This window comes from Pseudomonas sp. CJQ_9 (assembly GCF_043106615.1).
GTDB classification, from domain to species: domain Bacteria; phylum Pseudomonadota; class Gammaproteobacteria; order Pseudomonadales; family Pseudomonadaceae; genus Aquipseudomonas; species Aquipseudomonas juntendi.
Genome location: NZ_JBICMS010000056.1, coordinates 23,607 through 42,938, shown reverse-complemented (window position 1 = coordinate 42,938; position 19,332 = coordinate 23,607). Strand labels below are relative to the sequence as shown.

The 19,332-nt window shown below is 64.7% G+C and carries 18 protein-coding genes; 8 read left to right on the top strand and 10 right to left on the bottom strand.

Annotated features, from left to right (window positions below; translation table 11 throughout):
• Positions 1-69 precede the first annotated feature (69 nt).
• From plsB to ACF8SD_RS10950, 5 genes are all read left to right on the top strand, one after another.
• Complete coding sequence (plsB, locus tag ACF8SD_RS10970) at positions 70-2,556, top strand: glycerol-3-phosphate 1-O-acyltransferase PlsB (RefSeq protein ID WP_392485199.1); 2,487 nt, start codon at positions 70-72, stop codon at positions 2,554-2,556.
• A 72-nt stretch (positions 2,557-2,628) separates the two neighbouring features.
• A complete protein-coding gene (locus tag ACF8SD_RS10965; RefSeq protein WP_173887779.1) occupies positions 2,629-2,988 on the top strand; it encodes a YbaY family lipoprotein in 360 nt (119 codons plus the stop codon).
• 66 nt (positions 2,989-3,054) lie between these two features.
• Positions 3,055-3,453 carry a YbaY family lipoprotein gene (locus ACF8SD_RS10960; RefSeq protein ID WP_173887778.1) on the top strand — a complete coding sequence of 133 codons (399 nt, stop codon included), beginning with the start codon at positions 3,055-3,057 and terminating at the stop codon, positions 3,451-3,453.
• 33 nt (positions 3,454-3,486) lie between these two features.
• Positions 3,487-4,173, top strand: a complete 687-nt coding sequence (locus ACF8SD_RS10955; protein WP_173887777.1) for a DUF4197 domain-containing protein — start codon at positions 3,487-3,489, stop codon at positions 4,171-4,173.
• A gap of 141 nt (positions 4,174-4,314) precedes the next feature.
• Entirely contained in the window at positions 4,315-4,716 is a 402-nt protein-coding gene (locus ACF8SD_RS10950; RefSeq protein WP_173887776.1) for a hypothetical protein, read from the top strand.
• Positions 4,717-4,773: 57 nt separating this feature from the next.
• Here ACF8SD_RS10950 and ACF8SD_RS10945 read toward each other — a convergent pair whose 3' ends face one another.
• On the bottom strand, positions 4,774-7,830 hold the full coding sequence (locus tag ACF8SD_RS10945) for an efflux RND transporter permease subunit (protein WP_392485198.1): 3,057 nt from the start codon (positions 7,828-7,830) through the stop codon (positions 4,774-4,776).
• Positions 7,831-7,836: 6 nt separating this feature from the next.
• Positions 7,837-8,937 carry an efflux RND transporter periplasmic adaptor subunit gene (locus ACF8SD_RS10940; protein WP_392485197.1) on the bottom strand — a complete coding sequence of 367 codons (1,101 nt, stop codon included), beginning with the start codon at positions 8,935-8,937 and terminating at the stop codon, positions 7,837-7,839.
• Positions 8,938-9,101: 164 nt separating this feature from the next.
• Between ACF8SD_RS10940 and ACF8SD_RS10935 the strand changes: the two genes are divergently transcribed.
• Entirely contained in the window at positions 9,102-9,743 is a 642-nt protein-coding gene (locus ACF8SD_RS10935) for a TetR/AcrR family transcriptional regulator (protein ID WP_173887773.1), read from the top strand.
• 174 nt (positions 9,744-9,917) lie between these two features.
• Here ACF8SD_RS10935 and ACF8SD_RS10930 read toward each other — a convergent pair whose 3' ends face one another.
• A complete protein-coding gene (locus ACF8SD_RS10930; protein WP_392485196.1) occupies positions 9,918-10,694 on the bottom strand; it encodes a class I SAM-dependent methyltransferase in 777 nt (258 codons plus the stop codon).
• A gap of 103 nt (positions 10,695-10,797) precedes the next feature.
• On the opposite strand from ACF8SD_RS10930, the gene ACF8SD_RS10925 reads away from it, so the two are divergent.
• Positions 10,798-11,418, top strand: a complete 621-nt coding sequence (locus tag ACF8SD_RS10925) for an energy transducer TonB (RefSeq protein ID WP_173887771.1) — start codon at positions 10,798-10,800, stop codon at positions 11,416-11,418.
• A 2-nt stretch (positions 11,419-11,420) separates the two neighbouring features.
• On the opposite strand, the gene ACF8SD_RS10920 is transcribed toward ACF8SD_RS10925, so the two are convergent.
• The 7 genes from ACF8SD_RS10920 to ppc all read right to left on the bottom strand — a co-directional run bounded on the left by ACF8SD_RS10920 (position 11,421) and on the right by ppc (position 18,698).
• Positions 11,421-12,107: an extensin family protein gene (locus ACF8SD_RS10920; RefSeq protein WP_173887770.1), complete on the bottom strand. Its 687-nt coding sequence runs from the start codon at positions 12,105-12,107 to the stop codon at positions 11,421-11,423.
• Complete coding sequence (locus tag ACF8SD_RS10915; RefSeq protein WP_173887769.1) at positions 12,107-12,937, bottom strand: oxaloacetate decarboxylase; 831 nt, start codon at positions 12,935-12,937, stop codon at positions 12,107-12,109. The genes ACF8SD_RS10920 and ACF8SD_RS10915 overlap by 1 nt, the downstream gene beginning before the upstream one ends.
• A gap of 28 nt (positions 12,938-12,965) precedes the next feature.
• Positions 12,966-13,835 (bottom strand): DUF72 domain-containing protein, encoded by an 870-nt coding sequence (locus ACF8SD_RS10910; protein ID WP_173887768.1) that lies wholly within the window; start codon positions 13,833-13,835, stop codon positions 12,966-12,968.
• A 3-nt stretch (positions 13,836-13,838) separates the two neighbouring features.
• On the bottom strand, positions 13,839-14,126 hold the full coding sequence (locus tag ACF8SD_RS10905; RefSeq protein ID WP_173887767.1) for a hypothetical protein: 288 nt from the start codon (positions 14,124-14,126) through the stop codon (positions 13,839-13,841).
• Between the two features lie 130 nt (positions 14,127-14,256).
• Complete coding sequence (gene tsaB, locus ACF8SD_RS10900) at positions 14,257-14,931, bottom strand: tRNA (adenosine(37)-N6)-threonylcarbamoyltransferase complex dimerization subunit type 1 TsaB (RefSeq protein ID WP_173887766.1); 675 nt, start codon at positions 14,929-14,931, stop codon at positions 14,257-14,259.
• A 231-nt stretch (positions 14,932-15,162) separates the two neighbouring features.
• The gene (gene adk / locus ACF8SD_RS10895; protein ID WP_029885102.1) at positions 15,163-15,813 is read right to left on the bottom strand and encodes an adenylate kinase; all 651 of its coding nucleotides are present in this window, start codon (positions 15,811-15,813) and stop codon (positions 15,163-15,165) included.
• A 257-nt stretch (positions 15,814-16,070) separates the two neighbouring features.
• Entirely contained in the window at positions 16,071-18,698 is a 2,628-nt protein-coding gene (gene ppc, locus ACF8SD_RS10890) for a phosphoenolpyruvate carboxylase (protein ID WP_392485195.1), read from the bottom strand.
• A 262-nt stretch (positions 18,699-18,960) separates the two neighbouring features.
• Here ppc and ACF8SD_RS10885 point away from each other — a divergent pair, with 262 nt between their 5' ends.
• The gene (locus ACF8SD_RS10885) at positions 18,961-19,308 is read left to right on the top strand and encodes a hypothetical protein (protein ID WP_009686990.1); all 348 of its coding nucleotides are present in this window, start codon (positions 18,961-18,963) and stop codon (positions 19,306-19,308) included.
• Positions 19,309-19,332: the final 24 nt, after the last annotated feature.

Here is a 19,332-nt window from a genome sequence, read left to right as displayed (position 1 = left end):
ACTTACGCACATACGGCAGACTAATTAACTGGATACTCATCTGAACATCACACCCAGGGCACACACCCCATGACCCGTTCCCCCCTGCGCCGCCTGATTTTCGGCGCCCTGCGTCGCCTGTTGTACCTGTGGGTGCGCTCCGAAACCATCAACCAGTCGGCCATGTCGTTGAACCTGGACCGCAGCCGGCCAGTGATCTATGCCTTGCCTACGCCAGCGCTCACCGACCTGGTCGTACTCGACCACGAGTGCACCAAGGCAGGGCTGCCGCGCCCGGTGCTGCCGGTAACGGTCGGTCCGCTGCAGGAACCCGCCGCGTTCTTCTACCTGACCCCCGACCCCGACTGGCTGGGCCGCCAGGACAAGCGTGGCGCCCCGCCCACCCTCGAGCGCCTGGTAGCTGCCGTTACCCAGCATGCCGAGGAAGATGCGCAGATCATTCCGGTCAGCGTGTTCTGGGGCCAGACCCCAGCCAGCGAGTCCAGCCCGTGGAAACTGCTGTTTGCCGACAGTTGGGCAGTGACCGGGCGTTTGCGGCGGCTGCTGACCGTACTGATACTCGGGCGCAAGACCCGCGTGCAGTTCTCTGCCCCCATCCACCTACGCGAACTGGTGCAGCACAACAAAGGCCACGAACGCACCGTGCGCATGGCCCAGCGCCTGATGCGCGTGCATTTTCGCAACCTCAAGACCGCGGTCATCGGCCCCGACCTTTCGCACCGCCGCAATCTGGTCAAAGGGCTGGTTCATGCACCGCTGGTGCGCCAGGCCATCGCCGAGGAGGCGCAACGCGAAAACCTGCCGCTGGCCAAGGCCGAAGCCCAGGCTTTGCGCTACGGCAACGAGATTGCCTCTGACTACACCTACACTGCCATCCGCTTCCTGGAGGTGGTGCTCAGCTGGTTCTGGAACAAGATCTACGACGGCATCAAGGTCAACCACATCGAGCAGGTGCAGGGCATCGCGCCCGGCCACGAAGTGATCTACGTGCCCTGCCACCGCAGCCATATCGACTACCTGCTGCTGTCGTACCTGCTGTTCCGCAACGGCCTCACGCCACCGCATGTGGCCGCGGGCATCAACCTCAACATGCCGGTGGTCGGCAACCTGCTGCGCCGTGGCGGGGCATTCTTCATGCGCCGCACCTTCAAGGGCAACCCACTCTATACCGCGGTATTCAACGAATACCTGCACACCCTGTTCACCAAGGGGTTCCCGGTGGAGTACTTCGTCGAAGGCGGCCGTTCCCGTACCGGGCGCATGCTGCAACCGCGCACCGGGATGCTGGCCATTACCCTGCGCAGCTTCCTGCGTTCGTCACGCACGCCCATCGTGTTCGTGCCGGTCTACATCGGCTATGAACGCGTGCTCGAAGGCCGCACCTACCTGGGCGAGCTGCGCGGTGCCAGCAAGAAGAAAGAGTCGGTATTCGATATCTTCAAGGTGTTCGGCGCGCTGAGGCAGCGCTTTGGCCAGGTGTCGGTCAACTTTGGCGAGCCGATCCGCCTGGCCGGCTTCCTCGACCAGCAACAACCCGGCTGGCGTGAGCAGGAGTATGGCCCGCAATACCGCCCGGATTGGCTCAACGCCACAACCCATCGCCTGGGTGAGACCGTGGCCCGCCACCTCAACGAGGCGGCGGCCATCAACCCGGTCAACCTGGTGGCCATGGCATTGCTGTCCACCAGCCGCCTGGCCCTGGATGAACGCGCCCTGGTCCGCGTGCTCGACCTGTACCTGGCCCTGCTGCGCCAGGTGCCCTACTCGCCGCACATCACCCTGCCCGAGGGTGACGGCCAGGCCTTGATCGAACACGTGCGCAGCATGAACCTGGTCGCCGAGCAGAAGGACGCCCTGGGCCGCATCCTGTACCTGGACGAAGGCAATGCGGTGCTGATGACCTACTACCGCAACAACGTGCTGCACATCTTCGCCCTGCCGGCGCTGCTGGCCAGCTTCTTCCTCAGCAGCTCGCGCATGAGCCGCGAACTGTTGGGGCAATATGTGCACGCGCTGTACCCGTATTTGCAGGCCGAACTGTTCCTGCGCTGGGCGCCGCAGCAATTGGACGACGTCATCGACCAGTGGCTGGCGGCGCTGGTCGAGCAAGGCCTGCTGCGCCAGGACAACGACATCTATGTGCGCCCGCCGCCCAGCTCGCGGCAGTTCGTGCTGCTGACCCTGCTCGCCCGTACCATCACCCAGACGCTGCAGCGTTTCTACATGGCCACGTCCTTGCTGCTCAATAGCGGGCAGAACAGCCTCAGCGCCGAAGCGCTGGAAGACCTGTGCGTGATGATGGCCCAGCGCCTGTCGATCCTGCATGGCTTGAACGCCCCGGAGTTTTTCGACAAGACGCTGTTCCGCCACTTCATCCAGACCTTGCTCCAGCAAGGCGTGCTGCATGCCGATGCCCAAGGCAAGCTGGGTTACCACGACAAGCTCGGCGAACTGGCCGAAGGCGTGGCCAAGCGCGTGCTGTCGGCCGAGCTGCGCCTGTCCATCCGCCAGGTGGCGCTGCATCGCGACGAGCCTTCAGACGTGGTGCAAGGGTAGCTTTTCTGTCTGCCGCCAGGCCTTGAGAGGGGACAGCATCGCCATGCTTTCCCCCTCTCAAGGAGTACCACCATGAACCAGATCAAATCGATCGACGTCGAAATCGTTTCTTCCAGCGACAACTACCTGCCAGCCTCCGCCCAGGTGCAACTGAGCCTGCTCGACGTGTCCCATGCCGACGCGCCGGCCGTCAGCCAGGCAGAGCTGCGCCTTCAGTGCGCCGGTGTAATGCCGATCAAGCTGCAACTGGCCTGCGACCTCAGCCAGCTCGACCCGCGCGGCAGCTACGTGCTGGCCGTGCGCATCGAGCAGAACGGGCAACTGCAGTTCATCAACACCACCCACCACGCCGTAAACCCTCACACCTTGTCTGGCACCGAACGCGTGGTGGTCGATAACGTGGCGACGCCCACGGTCGTACTCCATGATTGATTAGGGAAAATCCGCTAAAGTCCCTGGGGTTGGCCACAAGCCGGCTCCAAGGACAACGGAGATTCCATGAAAAAGCTCTTTATGCTGTGTTGCGCATCCCTGCTCGCAGCCTGCTCCAGCCAAACCCCGCCCGCCCAGGCCAGCCTGGATGGCGAAGTCTTCTACCTGCAGCGCATTGCCCTGCCGCCGGCCGCCACCCTGAGCGTCGAACTGCAGGACGTGTCGTTGATGGACGCCCCGGCCGTGACCCTGGCCCGCCAGGCAGGCCCGATCAAAGGCAACGTGCCGCTGCCGTTCCACCTCACCTACGATCCGCGCCAGGTCAAACCCGGCCACCGCTATGCGCTGAGCGCGCGCATCGAGCTGGGCGGCAAACTGCTGTTCATCAATACCGAACACCATGGCGTGCTGCTCGACGGCACCGCCCCGCAACCCCTGCGCGTCAAGCTCGACCAGGTTCGCTGATACCCGTATTCATCTGTTTACAAGGAACGCTTCATGATCCGCACTTCCCTGCGCTTCACCACTCTGTGCGCCGGCCTGCTGCTGTCGGCCAGCGCGCTGGCCCTGTCGCTGGGCGACTTGAGCCAGAAGGACGCCACCGGCGGCCTGAAAGATGCCCTCACCCAAGGCGCGCAACTGGCGGTCAAGCAACTGAGCGCCCCAGGCGGCTTCAGCAATAACCCGGACGTGCGTATCGAACTGCCGGGCAACCTGGGCAAGGCCGCCAAAGCGATGAAGATGTTCGGCAAGGGCGAGCAGGTCGAAACCCTGGAAACCAGCATGAACAAGGCCGCCGAAAAGGCCGTGCCGCAGGCTCAGGCGATTCTGGTAGATGCCGTGAAGAACATGAGCGTGACCGACGCCAAGGGCATTCTCAGCGGCGGTGACGACTCAGCCACCCAGTACCTGAACAAGAGCAGCCGCGAGCAGATTCGGGCCAAGTTCCTGCCGATCGTAAAGCAGGCCACCGACCAGGTTGGCGTGGCTCAGCAGTACAACGCCTTCGCCGCGCAGGCCAAAGGCCTGGGGCTGGTCAAGGATGACGCCAACATCGAGAACTACGTGACCGAGAAGGCGCTGGACGGCCTGTTCGAGATGATCGGCAAGCAAGAGCAGAACATTCGCCAGAACCCGGCCGCCGCAGCTACCAGCCTGGCCAAGAAGGTCTTCGGCACGCTCTGAACGCGTGGTGCCACGCCAGCGGCCTGCGTGAACCCGCGCGGCCGCTGCCTCTGCGTCGTTTTGCCTGTACCGCCTTTCCCCGCTCCCTCGGCCAACAGCAAGGTGCAGGATGGCGGCTCTTTTCGACGAGGAGTTTCCGCTATGCCCTGCACCCCACATTTCCAGATCTTCATCGACTGCGAAAGCCAAGACCGGATTACACCGGACGCTTCGGCGGGTTACGTATTGGTGCTGAGTGAAAAACTGGAGGGCTTCGGCGCTGCCAAAGGCAGTTCCGTCCTGCAGCCCGTGCTGACCATCGAGCAGCAAGGCGAACTGGCGCTGCCCCAGACCTTCAGTTTCATGATCGATGGGGCAACGCTCAAGGAAGGCCATGCTTACCAGGTGAGCCTGCGCTACCAGGCCACCAACGGTAACCCGCACGGCAAGCGCCTGGCCTGGAAAGAGACTTTCGTCGCTCAGGACCAGGCCCGCATTGCACCTGCCGCCGTCAGCGGCCATGGCCCGTGCAAAGGCCGCACCAACAGCTGCCTGAGCTGGTAAGGGCCGGCGCCTTCAACACCCAGGGCGCAAGCTGCCTGCATGCTCGCGCCTGGGTCTTCAACGCTGCTTTACCCTGAACCAGGCCGCGTACAACGCCGGCAGGAACAACAACGTCAGCACCGTGGCCACGATCAGGCCACCCATGATCGCAACCGCCATCGGCCCGTAGAATACGCTACGCGACAGCGGGATCATGGCCAGCACCGCGGCCAGGGCGGTCAGCACGATCGGCCGGAAGCGCCGCACCGTGGCCTCGATGATCGCTTGCCAGCGGTCCATCCCTGCCGCAATGTCCTGCTCGATCTGGTCAACCAGAATTACCGAGTTGCGCATGATCATCCCCGCCAGGGCAATGGTGCCGAGCATGGCGACAAAGCCGAACGGCTGGCCGAACACCAGCAGGAACAGCGTCACGCCGATCAACCCCAGCGGCGCGGTCAGGAACACCATCAGCGTGCGCGAGAAGCTGCGCAGCTGGATCATCAGCAAGCTCAACACCACCACGATGAACAGCGGCATGCCAGCGTTCACCGATTTCTGCCCGCGCTCGGCATCTTCCACTGTGCCGCCCACTTCCAGCAGGTAACCGTCGGGCAGCTTGGCGCGGATGCCCTGCAAAGAAGGCAGAATCTGCTTCACCAGTGTCGCAGGTTGCGCCTTGTCGTAGATGTCTGCCCGCACGGTCACTGTCGGCAAGCGGTTACGGTGCCAGATGATGCCCTCCTCAAAGCCATACTCCAGGGTCGCGACCTGCGACAGCGCCACGCTCTGGCCGTTGTCGGTCGGCAACGCCAGGCTGCCCAGGTTGCCCAGCTCGCTGCGCTCCTGCAGCGTACCGCGCAGCAGTATCTCGATCAGCTCGTTGTCTTCGCGGTACTGGCTGGCGGTGGTGCCGGTCAGCGAACTTTGCAGGAAACTCGCCAGGTGCGCGGTGCTCACGCCCAGCGCACGGGCACGGTCCTGGTCGATGCTCAGAAACACCGCCTTGCTCGGTTCCTCCCAGTCCAGGTGCACATTCACCACATGCGGGTTCTCGCGCACCTTGGCCGCCACCTCACGGGCCAGTGCCCGCGCCTTCTCGATATGCTCGCCCGTGACCCGGAACTGCACCGGGTAACCCACGGGCGGGCCGTTTTCCAGGCGGGTGACCCGGGCGCGCAACTCGGGGAACTGCTGGTCCACCGTGGCGATCAGCCAGTTGCGCAGGCGCTCGCGGTCGTCCATCGACTTGGCCAGTACCACGAACTGGGCGAAGCTGGCGGCCGGCAGCTGCTGGTCCAGTGGCAGGTAGAAGCGCGGCGAACCGGTACCCACGTAGGCCACATAGTTGTCGATGCCATCCTGCTGCGCGAGCAGCGCCTCCAATTGCTTGACGCGCTCGGCGGTATTGGCCAGCGATGCACCTTCGGCCAGCTTCAGGTCGACCATCAGTTCCGGGCGCCCGGACGCCGGGAAGAACTGCTGGGGCACGAAGCGGAACAGCAGGATGCTGCCGATGAAAGCCGCGATGGTCAGCAGGATCACCGTCTTGCGGCGCCGTACACACCACGCCACAACCCGCCGCACCCGCTGGTAGAACGGCGTGGCATAAGGGTCTGGCGCCTGGCCATGACGGGCGGCGTGCAGCCGGGCCAGGTCGGGCAACAGGCGCTCGCCCAGGTAAGGCACGAACACCACGGCGACCAGCCAGGATGCCAGCAAGGCAATGGTCACCACCTGGAAGATCGAGCGGGTGTATTCGCCGGTGCTTGAGGCCGCCGTAGCGATGGGCAAGAAGCCTGCTGCGGTGATCAGGGTGCCGGTGAGCATCGGGAACGCCGTGCTGCTCCAGGCGTAACTGGCCGCCTTGAGGCGGTCGTAGCCCTGCTCCATCTTGATAGCCATCATTTCCACGGCGATGATCGCATCGTCTACCAGCAAGCCCAGGGCCAGTACCAGCGCCCCCAGCGAGATCTTGTGCAGGCCGATGCCAAAGTAATGCATGGCCGCGAAGGTCATGGCCAGCACCAGGGGGATGGCCAGCGCCACCACCAGGCCGGTCCGCAGGCCCAGGGAGAAGAAGCTGACCAGCAGCACGATGACCAGCGCCTCGGCCAGCACCTGAACGAACTCGCCCACACCGGCCTTGACCGCCGCGGGCTGGTCCGAAACCTTGCGCAATTCCATGCCGGCCGGCAGGTTGTGCGCCAGGCGTTCGAACTCGCTTTCCAGCGCCTTGCCGAGCACCAGGATGTCGCCGCCATCCTTCATCGACACCGCCAGGCCAATGGCCTCTTCGCCCATGAAGCGCATGCGCGGTGCGGGTGGGTCATTGAAGCCACGGTACACTTCGGCGACATCGCCTATGCGGAAAGTGCGGTCGCCCACCCGAATCGGGAACTGGCGAATCTGCTCGACGCTGTCGAAGCGACCGCTTACCCGCAGTTGCAGGCGCTCGCTGGGGGTTTCGAAGAAGCCGGCGGTGCTGACTGCATTCTGTTCGCGCAGGGCGTTCTGCACCGCTTGCAGCGGCACCCCCAGGGTGGCCAGCTTGAGGTTGGACAGTTCGATCCAGACTTTCTCGTCCTGCAAGCCGATCAGCTCGACCTTGCCCACGTCCTTGACCCGCTGCAGCTGGATCTGGATCCGGTCGGCATAGTCCTTGAGCACGGCGTAGTCGAAGCCCTTGCCGGTCAGTGCATAGATATTGCCGAAGGTAGTGCCGAATTCGTCGTTGAAGAAGGGGCCCTGGATTTCCGGCGGCAAGGTATGGCGAATGTCCGCGACCTTCTTGCGGATCTGATACCACAGCTCGGGAATGTCCTTGGAGTGCAGCGAGTCGCGGGCCATGAACGTGACCTGCGATTCGCCAGGCCGGGAAAACGAGACAATCCGCTCGTACTCACCGGTTTCCATCAGCTTTTTCTCGATGCGCTCGGTTACCTGGCGCGACACTTCCTCGGCCGTGGCACCGGGCCACAGGGTACGAATGACCATGGCCTTGAAGGTGAACGGCGGGTCTTCACTTTGGCCCAGCTTGGTGTAGGACATGGCGCCAATGGCCGCCAGCAGGATCATCAGGAACAGGACGATCTGGCGGTTGCGCAGCGCCCAGGCAGAAAGGTTGAAACCCATCGGGACTTACTCCTTGGCCGTCAGGTTCACTATGCGGTTGCTGCGGTCGACGGGGCGTACCTGCTGCCCCTCACGCAATACATGACCACCGGCGGCCACCACCCAGTCATCGGCGGCCAGCCCATCGAGCACGGGCACGCTATCGTTGCCGTACGCACCCAGGCGCACCACAGCCCGCTCCAGGCGGCTGTCCTTGTTCAACCGCCACACATAGGCCTGGCCGTCTTCGGCGGTAACCGCCGACAGCGGTACAGACAGTGGGATCAGGCCTTCGGTCGCAATGAATACCCGGGCGCTCTGGCCCAGCTCGGCCGGGGCAGCCGACGTGGTGAAGGCGATGCGGGCGGCGAAGGTGCGCGAGCGCGGATCGGCCGCGGGTGACAGCTCGCGGATGCGCCCCTGGAAGCGCGCCTGCGGGTGCGACCACAGCTCCACACTCACCGGTTGGCCGATGGCGACCCGAGCGAACTGCTGCTCTGGCAGGGCGATGGCCACCTCGCGCTCACCATCGGCGGCGAGGGTGAAGGCGGTTTGCCCAGCGGCAACCACCTGGCCCACTTCCACCTGGCGCTTGGCAATCACCCCGGCCTGGGGCGCGCGCAATACGGCATAGGCTGCCTGGTTCCCGGCCACGTCGAACTGCGCCTTGGCCTGCTTCAGGCGCGCCAGGCCGGCACGGTAGAGGTTTTCGGCATTGTCATATTGAGAATGGCTGACCATCTGCCGGTCCAGCAGCTTCTGGTAGCGATCACGCTCGGTGCGCACCAGTGCCAGGTTGGCTTCGGCGGCGGCCAGTTGTGCGCGGTTAGCTTCCAGTTGCAAGCGTACGTCCTGCGGGTCCAGCTCGGCCAGCGGTTGCTCGGCCTTGACCCGCTGCCCTTCTTCGACCAGCCGCTTGCTGACCTTGCCGGCAATACGGAACGCCAGTTCCGGCTCGAAGCGCGCACGCACCTCACCGGGGTAACTGGCGGCCCCCGCTTCGGCTGGCTGCGGCTGCACCACCAACGCCGGGCGCGGGGCGGCAGGGGCGGCGGCTTCCTGTTCGCACGCCGCCAGAAGCACGGCGACGGCGGCGGGCAACGCGATGGACAAGGCCTGGCGCAACATGATGAATCCTTTCGCAGAGGGTACTTCGAATATTTGTACTGGCGGGTATATTAAGTCAGGGAACTGCTGCCGAGAAGCCAGCGTCGATAAGAAATCACCTGACGATGGCTACGATCACTGCTGGAAACCGCTCCAGCCGGTAATATGGGAGCTTGATCAACCACATGCAGACCACAATGCCCAACGACGCACCCATCGGCCCAGGCCGGCCCAAGGACCTGGCCAAGCGCGAGGCGATTCTCGAAGCTGCCAAGTCGCTGTTCTTAAGCCTTGGCTACGCCAACACCAGCATGGATGCGGTCGCTTCGGCGGCAGGTGTTTCTAAGCTCACCGTGTACAGCCACTTCACCGACAAGCAGACGCTGTTCTGTTCAGCGGTCATGGCCACGTGCCAGATCCAGCTGCCGGACCTGTTGTTCGAGTACCCCGCCGGTGCGCAGGTCGAAGACGTGCTGCTGAACATCGCCCGTGGTTTCCAGGCGCTGATCAGCAGTGACGAAGCGGTCAAGCTCAGCCGCCTGATCATGGCCCAGGGCAGCCTGGATGCAAGCTTTGGCGAGTATTTCTACGAGGCCGGGCCCAAGCGCGTGCTGGCAGGGATGGAAGCGCTGCTGCGCGAGGCGGATGAGCGTGGGCTGCTGCGTATCGACAACCCGCTGCGGGCAGCGGAGCACTTCTTCTGCCTGGTCAAGGGGGCGCCGGATTACCGGCTATTGCTCGGCTGTGCGGGGCCGCTGGAAGGTGATGCGGCAGAAGCGCATGTGCGCGAGGTGGTTGGGGTGTTCTTGCGCGCGTTTCAGCCTTGAAACAGACGCTGGCATTCGGCGGCAGCCATGTTGTCTCGAGTGCTGAATCTTGCTCAATGCCTGTGGGAGCGGGCAGGCCCGCGAACACGGGCGCAGCCCGTGCCAACCACTGCGGTGCCTGCTTCGCGGGCTCGCCCGCTCCCACATCGGCCGCACTAGCCGGTCAGATAAAGGTCAGGCTTTAAGCGCTTTCTTCGGGTAGATGTCGTACCGGCTCGACTTGCCCTCAAGGCTATGGCTCGGTTTCGGCCCGTCAATGATCGGCGCCTTGCGTGGGCGCTTCACCACCACCCGGTGGCTGGCCAACGCCAGGGCGGCTTCAAGCAGGGCCGGGGCATCCAGGTCATCGCCGACCAAGGGCCGGAACACGCGCATCTCCTTTTTCACCAGGGCGCTCTTGTCGCGGTGCGGGAACATTGGGTCGAGGTAGATCACCTGCGGCGCCTCGCCTTCCCAACTGCGCATGCGCTCGATGGCATTACCGGTCAGCAGGCGCATGCGCCCGACAATCGGCCCCACTTCTTCATCCAGCCGGGCGCGCGCCAGGCCATCTTCCAGCAGCGCGGCTATCAGCGGCTGGCGTTCGATCAAGGTCATCTGGCAGCCCAGGCTGGCCAGCACGAACGCGTCCTTGCCCAGCCCCGCCGTGGCATCCAGCACCTGCGGTCGCACGCCTTGGGCGATGCCCACGGCCTTGGCGATCATCTGCCCGTTGCCACCGCCAAACTGGCGCCGGTGCGCGGCCTGGCCTTCGACAAAGTCCACCCGCACCGGCCCCGGTGCCTGCGGGCCCAATTGCTGGATCTGCAAGCCATCAACGCCCACCTGCACGGCAAACCCGGCATCATCGTCCTGCAACGGCAGCGCCAGGCGCTCGGCCCATGCAGCGGCCTGCGCTGCGAATTCGGCCGTTAGCGCCTCGACCCGGATACCTGCGCCCTGCTCTTCCATCTTCAACACCTAGAAATTGAACCCGGCCCTTAAGGTATCGGCCGCCACGGCCGATACAGGCAATATCCCGCTATTCTGCCAGAGCACAACGCGCGCGACTGCCATGTCAGATACTCTTCCCATCGGCTTGACCTATTTGTCGCCTGTCGGCAACTACAGTCAGCACAACACCCAGGCACTCGGGGGCGTCAGCCACCTGTGGCAGGATTTTTTCGCCCGGGCCATGGCCGAGCGCCAGGAAGAGCCCGTAGACAGCATCAGCCAGTCGTTCGTGCAATACGACCAGGACAGCGGCGAACCGATCGGCGGCGCCCGCGCGCTGGCCATGATCGACGCCCAGCGCGCCTGCCCGGTGCAGGATACGCGCGTTGTCCCACCCGAGCCGCTGTTTCTGCCCAAGGCCGAGCTGGAAGCCAGCCTCTTGCCGCCGGCCCCCGAGCCTTTCAGTGCCATGGAACTGATCGAGCAGCAGCGCCAGCTCGACATCAACAACAGCTGGCTGCGCCCGGTGGTGATGAGCCAGGGTCAGCCGCTGCCCGACCCCGGACCGGGCCCTAGCCCGCGCCCGCTGTTCCTGCCCATCGCCGAACTGGAAAGCGACTTGTTGCCACCCGCCGCCGAACCGTTCGACGATGCCACGCTGAGCAAGCAGCAGACCGACCTGGCGTTCGACATCCACTGGGCGCGCCCAGTGGTGCTGAACAACGTGCGCGCCTACGCCTGACCTTAGCGGCAGACCTGCCAGCGGCCCATGTCCAGGTGGAAGTGATTGTGGTGCGCGGCGTTGTAGTCGGGCCCCAACACAGTGCTGAAGCTTTGGCAGGCAGCCTGCTGCACCTCGCGCAGGAATTGCGCCTTGGCCCCACCCGCCTGCCAGTCACGCGCCAGAACGATGCGCTGACCGTCCTGCAGGCGAAAGCCGCTGATGTCCAGGGCGTTGGCCGTCGCGTGCTGGCTCAGGCGGCCCTGCTTGCGGTGGTAGACGTTGCGGCAGGCAAAGCTGCCCAAATGGTCGACCTGGGTCACCGGCTGGCCCAACACCCGTTGCGCGACAGGCTGCAACGCGTGGTGTTCGAACAGCGCATACGCCACCGCCAGTGGGCAGCTGGCCAGAAAGCTGCTGCTCAGGCGCGCCTTGCCGGCTTCGATACGCCACACATTTTCCAGCGGGCAGTTGGCCGAGGCCGGGCTGTCGGCCTGTGCCCGGTAGCGCAGTTGGCTGGTGGCCAGTGCCTGGCGGCACAGCGCGGGGTCATCCCGCAGCCGCGACAGCTTGTAAGGGGTCAACCAATTGGGTGGTTGGCGCACATCCAACGGCGACCAGGGGTTCCAAGGCGCGGGCAAGCGCCAGCCCAGTTGCCAGGCAAGCACGGCCAACAACAGCAGGCCGGCCAGCAGCATCAGGGCCCGCATCAACGGCGGAACAGGTCGTTGAGCTGAGCGAACGGCAAAGCCTGGTCTGCGTAGCCGAAGGTGCCGTGGTCATGGACTTCCAGCGCGGCCCGCTGCAACGCACCCAGGGCCGCGCGGGCCAGCGACGAGCCCAGGCTGATGCGACGCACACCAAGGTCCTGCAACTGGTTGACGCTCAACGCCACGCCGGCCATGCCCATCAGCACGTTGACCGGCCGCGGGGCCACGGCCTGCACCACCGCGCGCACTTCTTCCGCCGTTCGCAGGCCAGGCGCATACAGCACATCGGCCCCCGCTTCGGCGTAGGCTTGAAGGCGCAGGATGGTGTCGTCCAGGTCCATGCGCCCGTGCAGCAGGTTTTCTGCACGGGCGCACAGGGTGAACGGGAACGGCAGGCTCCGGGCAGCCTGCACTGCGGCGCGTACACGCTCCACCGCCAGGCCGATATCATAGATGGGCGCATCATGGCGGCCGCTGGCGTCTTCGATAGACCCACCCACCAGGCCAACCTCGGCGGCACGCAGAATGGTCTGCGCGCAGTCCTCGGGCAGGTCGCCGAAGCCGTTTTCCAGGTCGGCCGCAACCGGCAACGCGGTGGCGTCGACGATTTCGCCGGCGTTGTCCAATGTGTCGTCCAGGCTCAAGGCCCCTTCGGCATCCGGGCGGCCCAGGCTGAAGGCCAGGCCGGCGCTGGTAGTGGCCAGCGCTTCGAAGCCCAGGCTCGCCAACAGCCTGGCCGACCCGGCATCCCACGGGTTGGGGATGACGAATGCACCGTCACGCTGGTGCAAGGCCTTGAAGGCTTCGGCTCGCAGGGTTTGCACATCCATGGTGGAACCTCCGGCAGTCAGGGAAGGGTCACAGTAGCCCCAGTTGTTCGACCTCGGGGGCGCGCGGCAATTCCGGCAGCGCGGCAAGGCCCGGCAAACGCAACATCAGGCGCTGGTGAAAATGCCGGGCAAGTGCCGCCGCCAGGCGGTTGTCCGAGGTATGCAGGAAGATATAGGGGTTGCGGCCTTCTTCGATCCAGCTGGCCACCTTGTCTACCCACGGGGTGAGAAACACGTCGTTGGCTTGCAGTTCCGGGTGGCCGATGAAGCGTACCTGCGGGTGTTGGGTAAAGGCGGCCGGGCGCGGCGGCACCTTGGGCTTTTTCGACTGCGCATGCAGCACGGCAGGGTCACGCGAAGTGCAGCTGAACAGCGCGCGCGGGTCGAGGCAGATACGCTCGACGCCGCGCTCGTGCAGCACCCGGTTGAGCATGCGCTCCTCTTCACCCTTGGCAAAAAACGCCTGGTTACGCACTTCAACTGCCACGGGCACCGCCAGCTCATCCAGAAAATGGCACAGCTCGCCCAGGCGCGCAGGGCCGAACTGGGCCGGCAATTGCAACCAGTAGGGGGACACACGCCCGCCCAATGGCGCCATCAACCGGGTGAAATCGAAGGCAGGCTCCAGCTGGTCGCGCAGGTCACCAGCGTGGCTGATGTCGCGGGGGAACTTGGCGGTGAACCGGAAATGTGCGGGCATTACCTGTGCCCAGCGGGCAAGGGTGCCAGGGGCAGGCCGGGCATAGAAGGTGGTGTTGCCCTCTACCGCGTTGAACACCTGGCTGTAGAAGCCCAGCATCTGGCCGCTGCTGGCGTCGGCGGGGTACAGGTAGTCGCGCCAGGCGTTTTCACTCCATGACGGGCAACCGAGAAAGTAAGGCAGGGGTGATGGACTCATCCATCAAATGTACAGGTCGAGCCCTAGTACTTCCATGTCCCAGTCGGTAAAACCGGCGGTGCTCAGGTAACTGGCCAAGGCATTGGCGGTACGCCGGTCACGGGCGCGAGGGAAAACCATGTCCTGCTGGCGGGCTGGCAGACCAGCGCCAAGGCGGCGAGCGGCGGGCTCGGGTGGCGCGGCTTCAAGGCCATCGACGACCTCTGCATCATCGACCGCATCCTCGCGCACCGCGGCCTTGCGCGGCGTGCGCTTGATCGGGTACTGCGATGAGAAACCGTCGATACGCATGGCATGGCACTCGGGATCAATGATGGCAATTTAGCAGCATCCGAGCTGCGTCGCTAATGCTTCATTGATAACTGGACCACAGAATGCGAAAAAGGTTTTAGCGTGATCGGCAATAACCGACGGACAGCAGTTATTGCTTCTTCGGAGTAGCTACATTGTCGCGCAGATAGACCGGCTGCGCCTGCTCGGCGGTGACTGCCTCGCCACGCGCCCAGGCAAAACCGGCCAGGGCAAGTACGTCCACAGCGCTGGGCAGGGCCTGGGCATCACTGGCCGCGACTGTCACTGCCAGGCGTTCGCCATAACCCCAACCCGTGCCGGCACCGAACCAGGCACCGGTACTCTCTACCGGCAGCGCCACCTGCTCGGGTGGCAACACGGCCTCCCTGCCGACCAGGCGCATTTCCCCCGCCGTGGCCTGGTAGCACCCCCAGTACACCTCCTCCATACGCGCATCGATGGCCGCGGCGACCTGCTGCACGCCCTGTTCGCGCAACGCGCCCTGGGCCAGCGCGGCAAGGTTGGAGACCGGCAGCACCGGGCGCTCGAGGGCGAACGCCAAACCCTGGACCACACCGATGGCGATACGCACACCGGTGAACGCACCCGGGCCCCGGCCAAAGGCGATGGCATCGAGCGCATTCAGTGCCACACCGGAATCGGCCAGCAACTGCTTGATCATCGGCAGCAGCTTCTGGGCATGCATGCGCGGGATCACCTCGTAATGGCTGGTTACCTTGCCGTTATGCAGCAGCGCGACGGAACAGGCTTCGGTGGCGGTATCCAGGGCCAACAGGGTGGTCATCGAACGGGTATCCAGGTGCGAAGAAAAAGAGCGGCATTATAGAGCAGCTGCGCCGTTGTGTCCCCAAGGGGCCGCTGTGTGGGCCCTGTGGGAGCGGCCTTGCGTCGCGAAAGGGCCGCAAAGCGGCCCCAGGGTGTCAGCGACGTGGCAAAAATTGATGGGGCTGCTGCGCAGCCCTTTCGCGACGCAAGGCCGCTCCCACGAAAAGCGGACCGTGCGCCAGGTGCTGGATCAGCTCAGGGCTGCCAGGACCTTGGCCGTGATGGCTTCAACCGAGCCTACGCCTTCGATGTGGCTGTACTTCGGCTTGCCAGCATTGGCCGCCGACAGCTTCTGGTAGAAGTCCACCAGCGGCTTGGTCTGGCTGTGGTAGACCGACAGGCGATGGCGAACGGTTTCTTCCTTGTCGTCGTCGCGCTGGATCAGGTCTTCGCCAGTGACGTCGTCCTTGCCTTCCACTTTCGGCGGGTTGTACTGAATGTGGTAGGTACGGCCCGAGGCCAGGTGCACACGGCGCCCCGCCATGCGGCCCACGATTTCTTCATCGTCTACGGCAATTTCAACCACGGCGTCGATATCGACACCGGCCGCAACCATGGCTTCGGCCTGTGGAATGGTCCGTGGGAAGCCGTCGAACAGGCAGCCGTTGGCGCAATCCGGCTGGGCGATGCGCTCCTTGACCAGGCTGATGATCAGCTCGTCGGACACCAGCTGGCCGGCATCCATGACTTTCTTCAGTTCCAGGCCCAGCGGGGTGCCGGCCTTTACGGCAGCACGCAGCATGTCACCGGTGGAGATTTGGGGGATACCGAACTTTTCGGTGATGAACTTTGCCTGAGTACCTTTACCGGCCCCGGGAGCTCCCAGCAGAATAACGCGCATCTTGTGCTCCTCAAATTTTTTTATGAACTTCAATGGATTCGGCGACCAGGGCCAAGTCCGGAAAATCGGGTATGACCATAATTCGGTCAGAGGGCTGCTCAAGATACACAGCGCCCGGCAGCCAGACAAGCGTCCCAAAGTTGCAGGAATGCGCCACTTGCGGCCAAGCAGGCAGGTGGTTGCGCCTGGCGCAACCACCCTTTCGCTGCTGCCGTACAGCCGCTACGGCATGCCGACTGCCGCACCCGGCCCTGCGCTCAACCGGTGTTGCGCAAGCCGGCGGCGATGCCCGCCACCGTTACCAGCAAGGCCTGCTCCAACGGGCTGTCCAGAGCGGCTTCGCGGCTGCGCGAGCGCGCCAGCAATTCGGCCTGCAGGCGGTGCAGCGGGTCCAGGTAGGTGTTACGCAAGCTGATGAATTCCAGTGTCTCGGGGCTGTGCGCGAGTAGCACCGGCTGCCCGGTAAGGCCCAGCACTACCTGGCACGACTGCGACAATAGGTCGCGCAGGTGCGCCCCCAAAGGCAGCAGCTGCGGTTGCACCAGACGTTCGTCGTAGGCCTCGGCAATTTGCGCATCTGCCTTGGCCAGTACCATTTCCAGCATGTCGATGCGGGTGCGGAAGAACGGCCAGTGTTCGCGCATCTGCGCCAGCAGTTGGCCTTGGCCACGCGCCAGGGCATTGCTCAGCGCGGTTTCCCAGCCCAGCCAGGCCGGCAGCATCAGCCGCGTCTGGGTCCAGCCGAAGATCCATGGGATGGCCCGCAGGCTTTCGATGCCACCGGCGCGGCGTTTCGCCGGGCGGCTGCCCAGTGGCAGGCGCCCCAGTTCCTGTTCCGGCGTCGACTGGCGGAAATACTCGACGAAGTCCGGGTTGTCCCGCACCACACTGCGGTACGCCTTGACGCCATCGGCGGCCAGCTGGTCCATGACTTCGCGCCAGGCCGGCTGCGGCGGCGGCGGTGGCAACAGCGTGGCTTCGAGTACGGCAGCCAGGTACAGGTTGAGGTTTTGCTCGGCAATGCCCGGTAAACCGAACTTGAAGCGGATCATCTCGCCCTGCTCGGTGGTACGGAAACGCCCGGCCACCGAGCCCGGTGGCTGTGACAGGATCGCCGCATGGGCAGGCCCACCGCCACGGCCCACAGTGCCGCCGCGGCCATGGAACAGCAGCAATTCGACCTGATGTTCGGCACAGATACGCACCAGGTTTTCCTGGGCACGGTACTGCGCCCAGGCCGCTGCCGTGGTCCCGGCGTCCTTGGCGGAGTCGGAGTAGCCGATCATGACCTCCTGCGGGCCGCGCAGCCCTGCACGGTAACCTGGCAGGCCCAGCAGGCGCTGCATCACCGGCCCGGCGTTATCCAGGTCAGCGAGGGTTTCGAACAATGGCACCACGCGCATCGGCCGGGTCAGGCCAGCTTCCTTGAGCAGCAGTTGTACAGCCAGCACGTCCGAGGCAGCCCCGGCCATGGAGATGACGTAAGAGCCCAACGAGGCAGCAGGTGCACCCGCCACTACCCGGCAGGTGGCCAGCACCTCGGCAGTATCCGCCTGCGGCTTGAAGTGTGCCGGCAGCAGCGGCCGGCGGTTTTTCAGCTCGGCCTGGAGGAATTCGATGCGCTGCTCTTCATCCCAGTCGGCGTAGCGGCCCAGGCCCAGGTAATCGGTGATTTCGGTCAGGGCGTCACGGTGCCGGGCCGCGTCCTGGCGCACGTCCAGCCGGCCAAGGAACAGGCCGAATGTGACCGCGCGGCGCAAGCAGTCCAGCAGAGGCCCCTCGGCGATAACGCCCATGCCGCACTCGTGCAGGGACTGGTAGCACAGTTCCAGTGGGGCAATCAGGTCACGATTGTCGACCAGCACCTCGGCGCTGGGCGGCTGGCTGCTGTTCAACGCCGAGTGCGCCCAGGCACGCGTTGCGCGCAAGCGGTCGCGCAACTGCTTGAGCACCGCCCGGTAGGGTTCAGCGCTGTCGCCGGCCTGCTGGCGCAGGGCGGCGTTGGCCTGCTGCATGGACAACTCGGCGGCCAACGCATCTATGTCGCGCAGGAACAGGTCAGCAGCCATCCAGCGGGCCAGCAGCAGCACCTCGCGGGTCACCACGGCGGTCACGTTCGGGTTGCCGTCGCGGTCCCCGCCCATCCACGAGGCAAAGCGGATGGGGGCGGCCTCCAGCGGCAGGCGCAGCCCGGTAGCGTCCAACAAGGCCTTGTCGACCTTGCGCAGGTGGCTGGGGATGGCGTGCCATAGCGAATGCTCGATCACGGCGAAGCCCCACTTGGCCTCGTCGACCGGGGTTGGCCGGGTGCGTCGGATTTCCTCGGTGTGCCAGGCCTCGGCGATCAACCGGCGCAGGCGTTCACGCACGTGCTCGCGTTCTGCCGGGGTCAGGTCGCGGTGGTCCTGTGCAGCCAGCTGGCCGGCAATGGCATCGTACTTTTGGATCAGCGTGCGCCGCGCCACTTCGGTGGGGTGTGCCGTGAGCACCAGCTGGATATCCAGCTTGGCCAGCTGCCGGGCCAGGGCATCGTTGCTGTGCCCGGCCTGCTTCAGCCGCGCCAGCAACTCAGGCAGCACCCGCGCTTCGAACGGCTCGGGCTGGTCGGCATCGCGTCGGCGGATCAACTGGTACTGCTCGGCCATGTTGGCCAGGTTGAGAAACTGGTTGAAGGCCCTGGCCACGGGTAGCAGGTCTTCTTCGGCAAGGTCTGCCAGGGTCGAACTCAGTTGCTCCCCGGGGCCGCGGCGGTCGGCCTTGGCGCTGTGGCGAATGGCTTCGATCTTCTGCAGGAATGCATCGCCATGCTGTTGGCGGATGGTTTCGCCCAGCAGTTCACCCAACACATGCACATCTTCACGCAAGCGCACATCGATATCGGTCATTGGCCCCTCTCTCCGTTGCATCCCTTCCAGGCTCCACGCCCTTCCTGTGGGGGGGCATGCCCGCGAAAAATCCAACCCGGTGGCTGGCACCGGCTTCGCCGGTGTTCGCGGGCATGTCCGCTCCCACATTGGGGCGGTGACATTCACCCAAGAGTGCCCCCAGCCAAGCAGCGATGGCAAGCAGGGATCGGCCAAAGCAAACTAAAGTGAAGGTTGAGCACTCCCATGCCATGCAGCCTTCGAGGCGTAACCAGAGGTCATCATGAAAATCCGTGAACTCGCCCAGCACTGGGAACAGAATGCCGCCGGCACCTTGAGCCGTACCGGCCATGTCCTGCATCTGGACCTGGAGTCCGAAGCGCGCCTGGCCGCGCTGATCGACATGTACCCCAAACGCACCGCCGAGGAACTGCTCGGCGAACTGGTCGCGGCCGCGCTTGAAGAAGTGGAAGCCAGTTTTCCCTATGTGCCCGGTCGCCAGGTCATCGCCACCGATGAAGAAGGTGACCCGATGTATGAGGATGTGGGGCCGACACCGCGGTTTTTGTCGCTGTCGAAGCAGCATCTGCACAGCCTTACCACCGAGGGCAGTGAAGAGCCAGGGGCGTAGGCCTTGCGCAGCCTTGAGCGATCT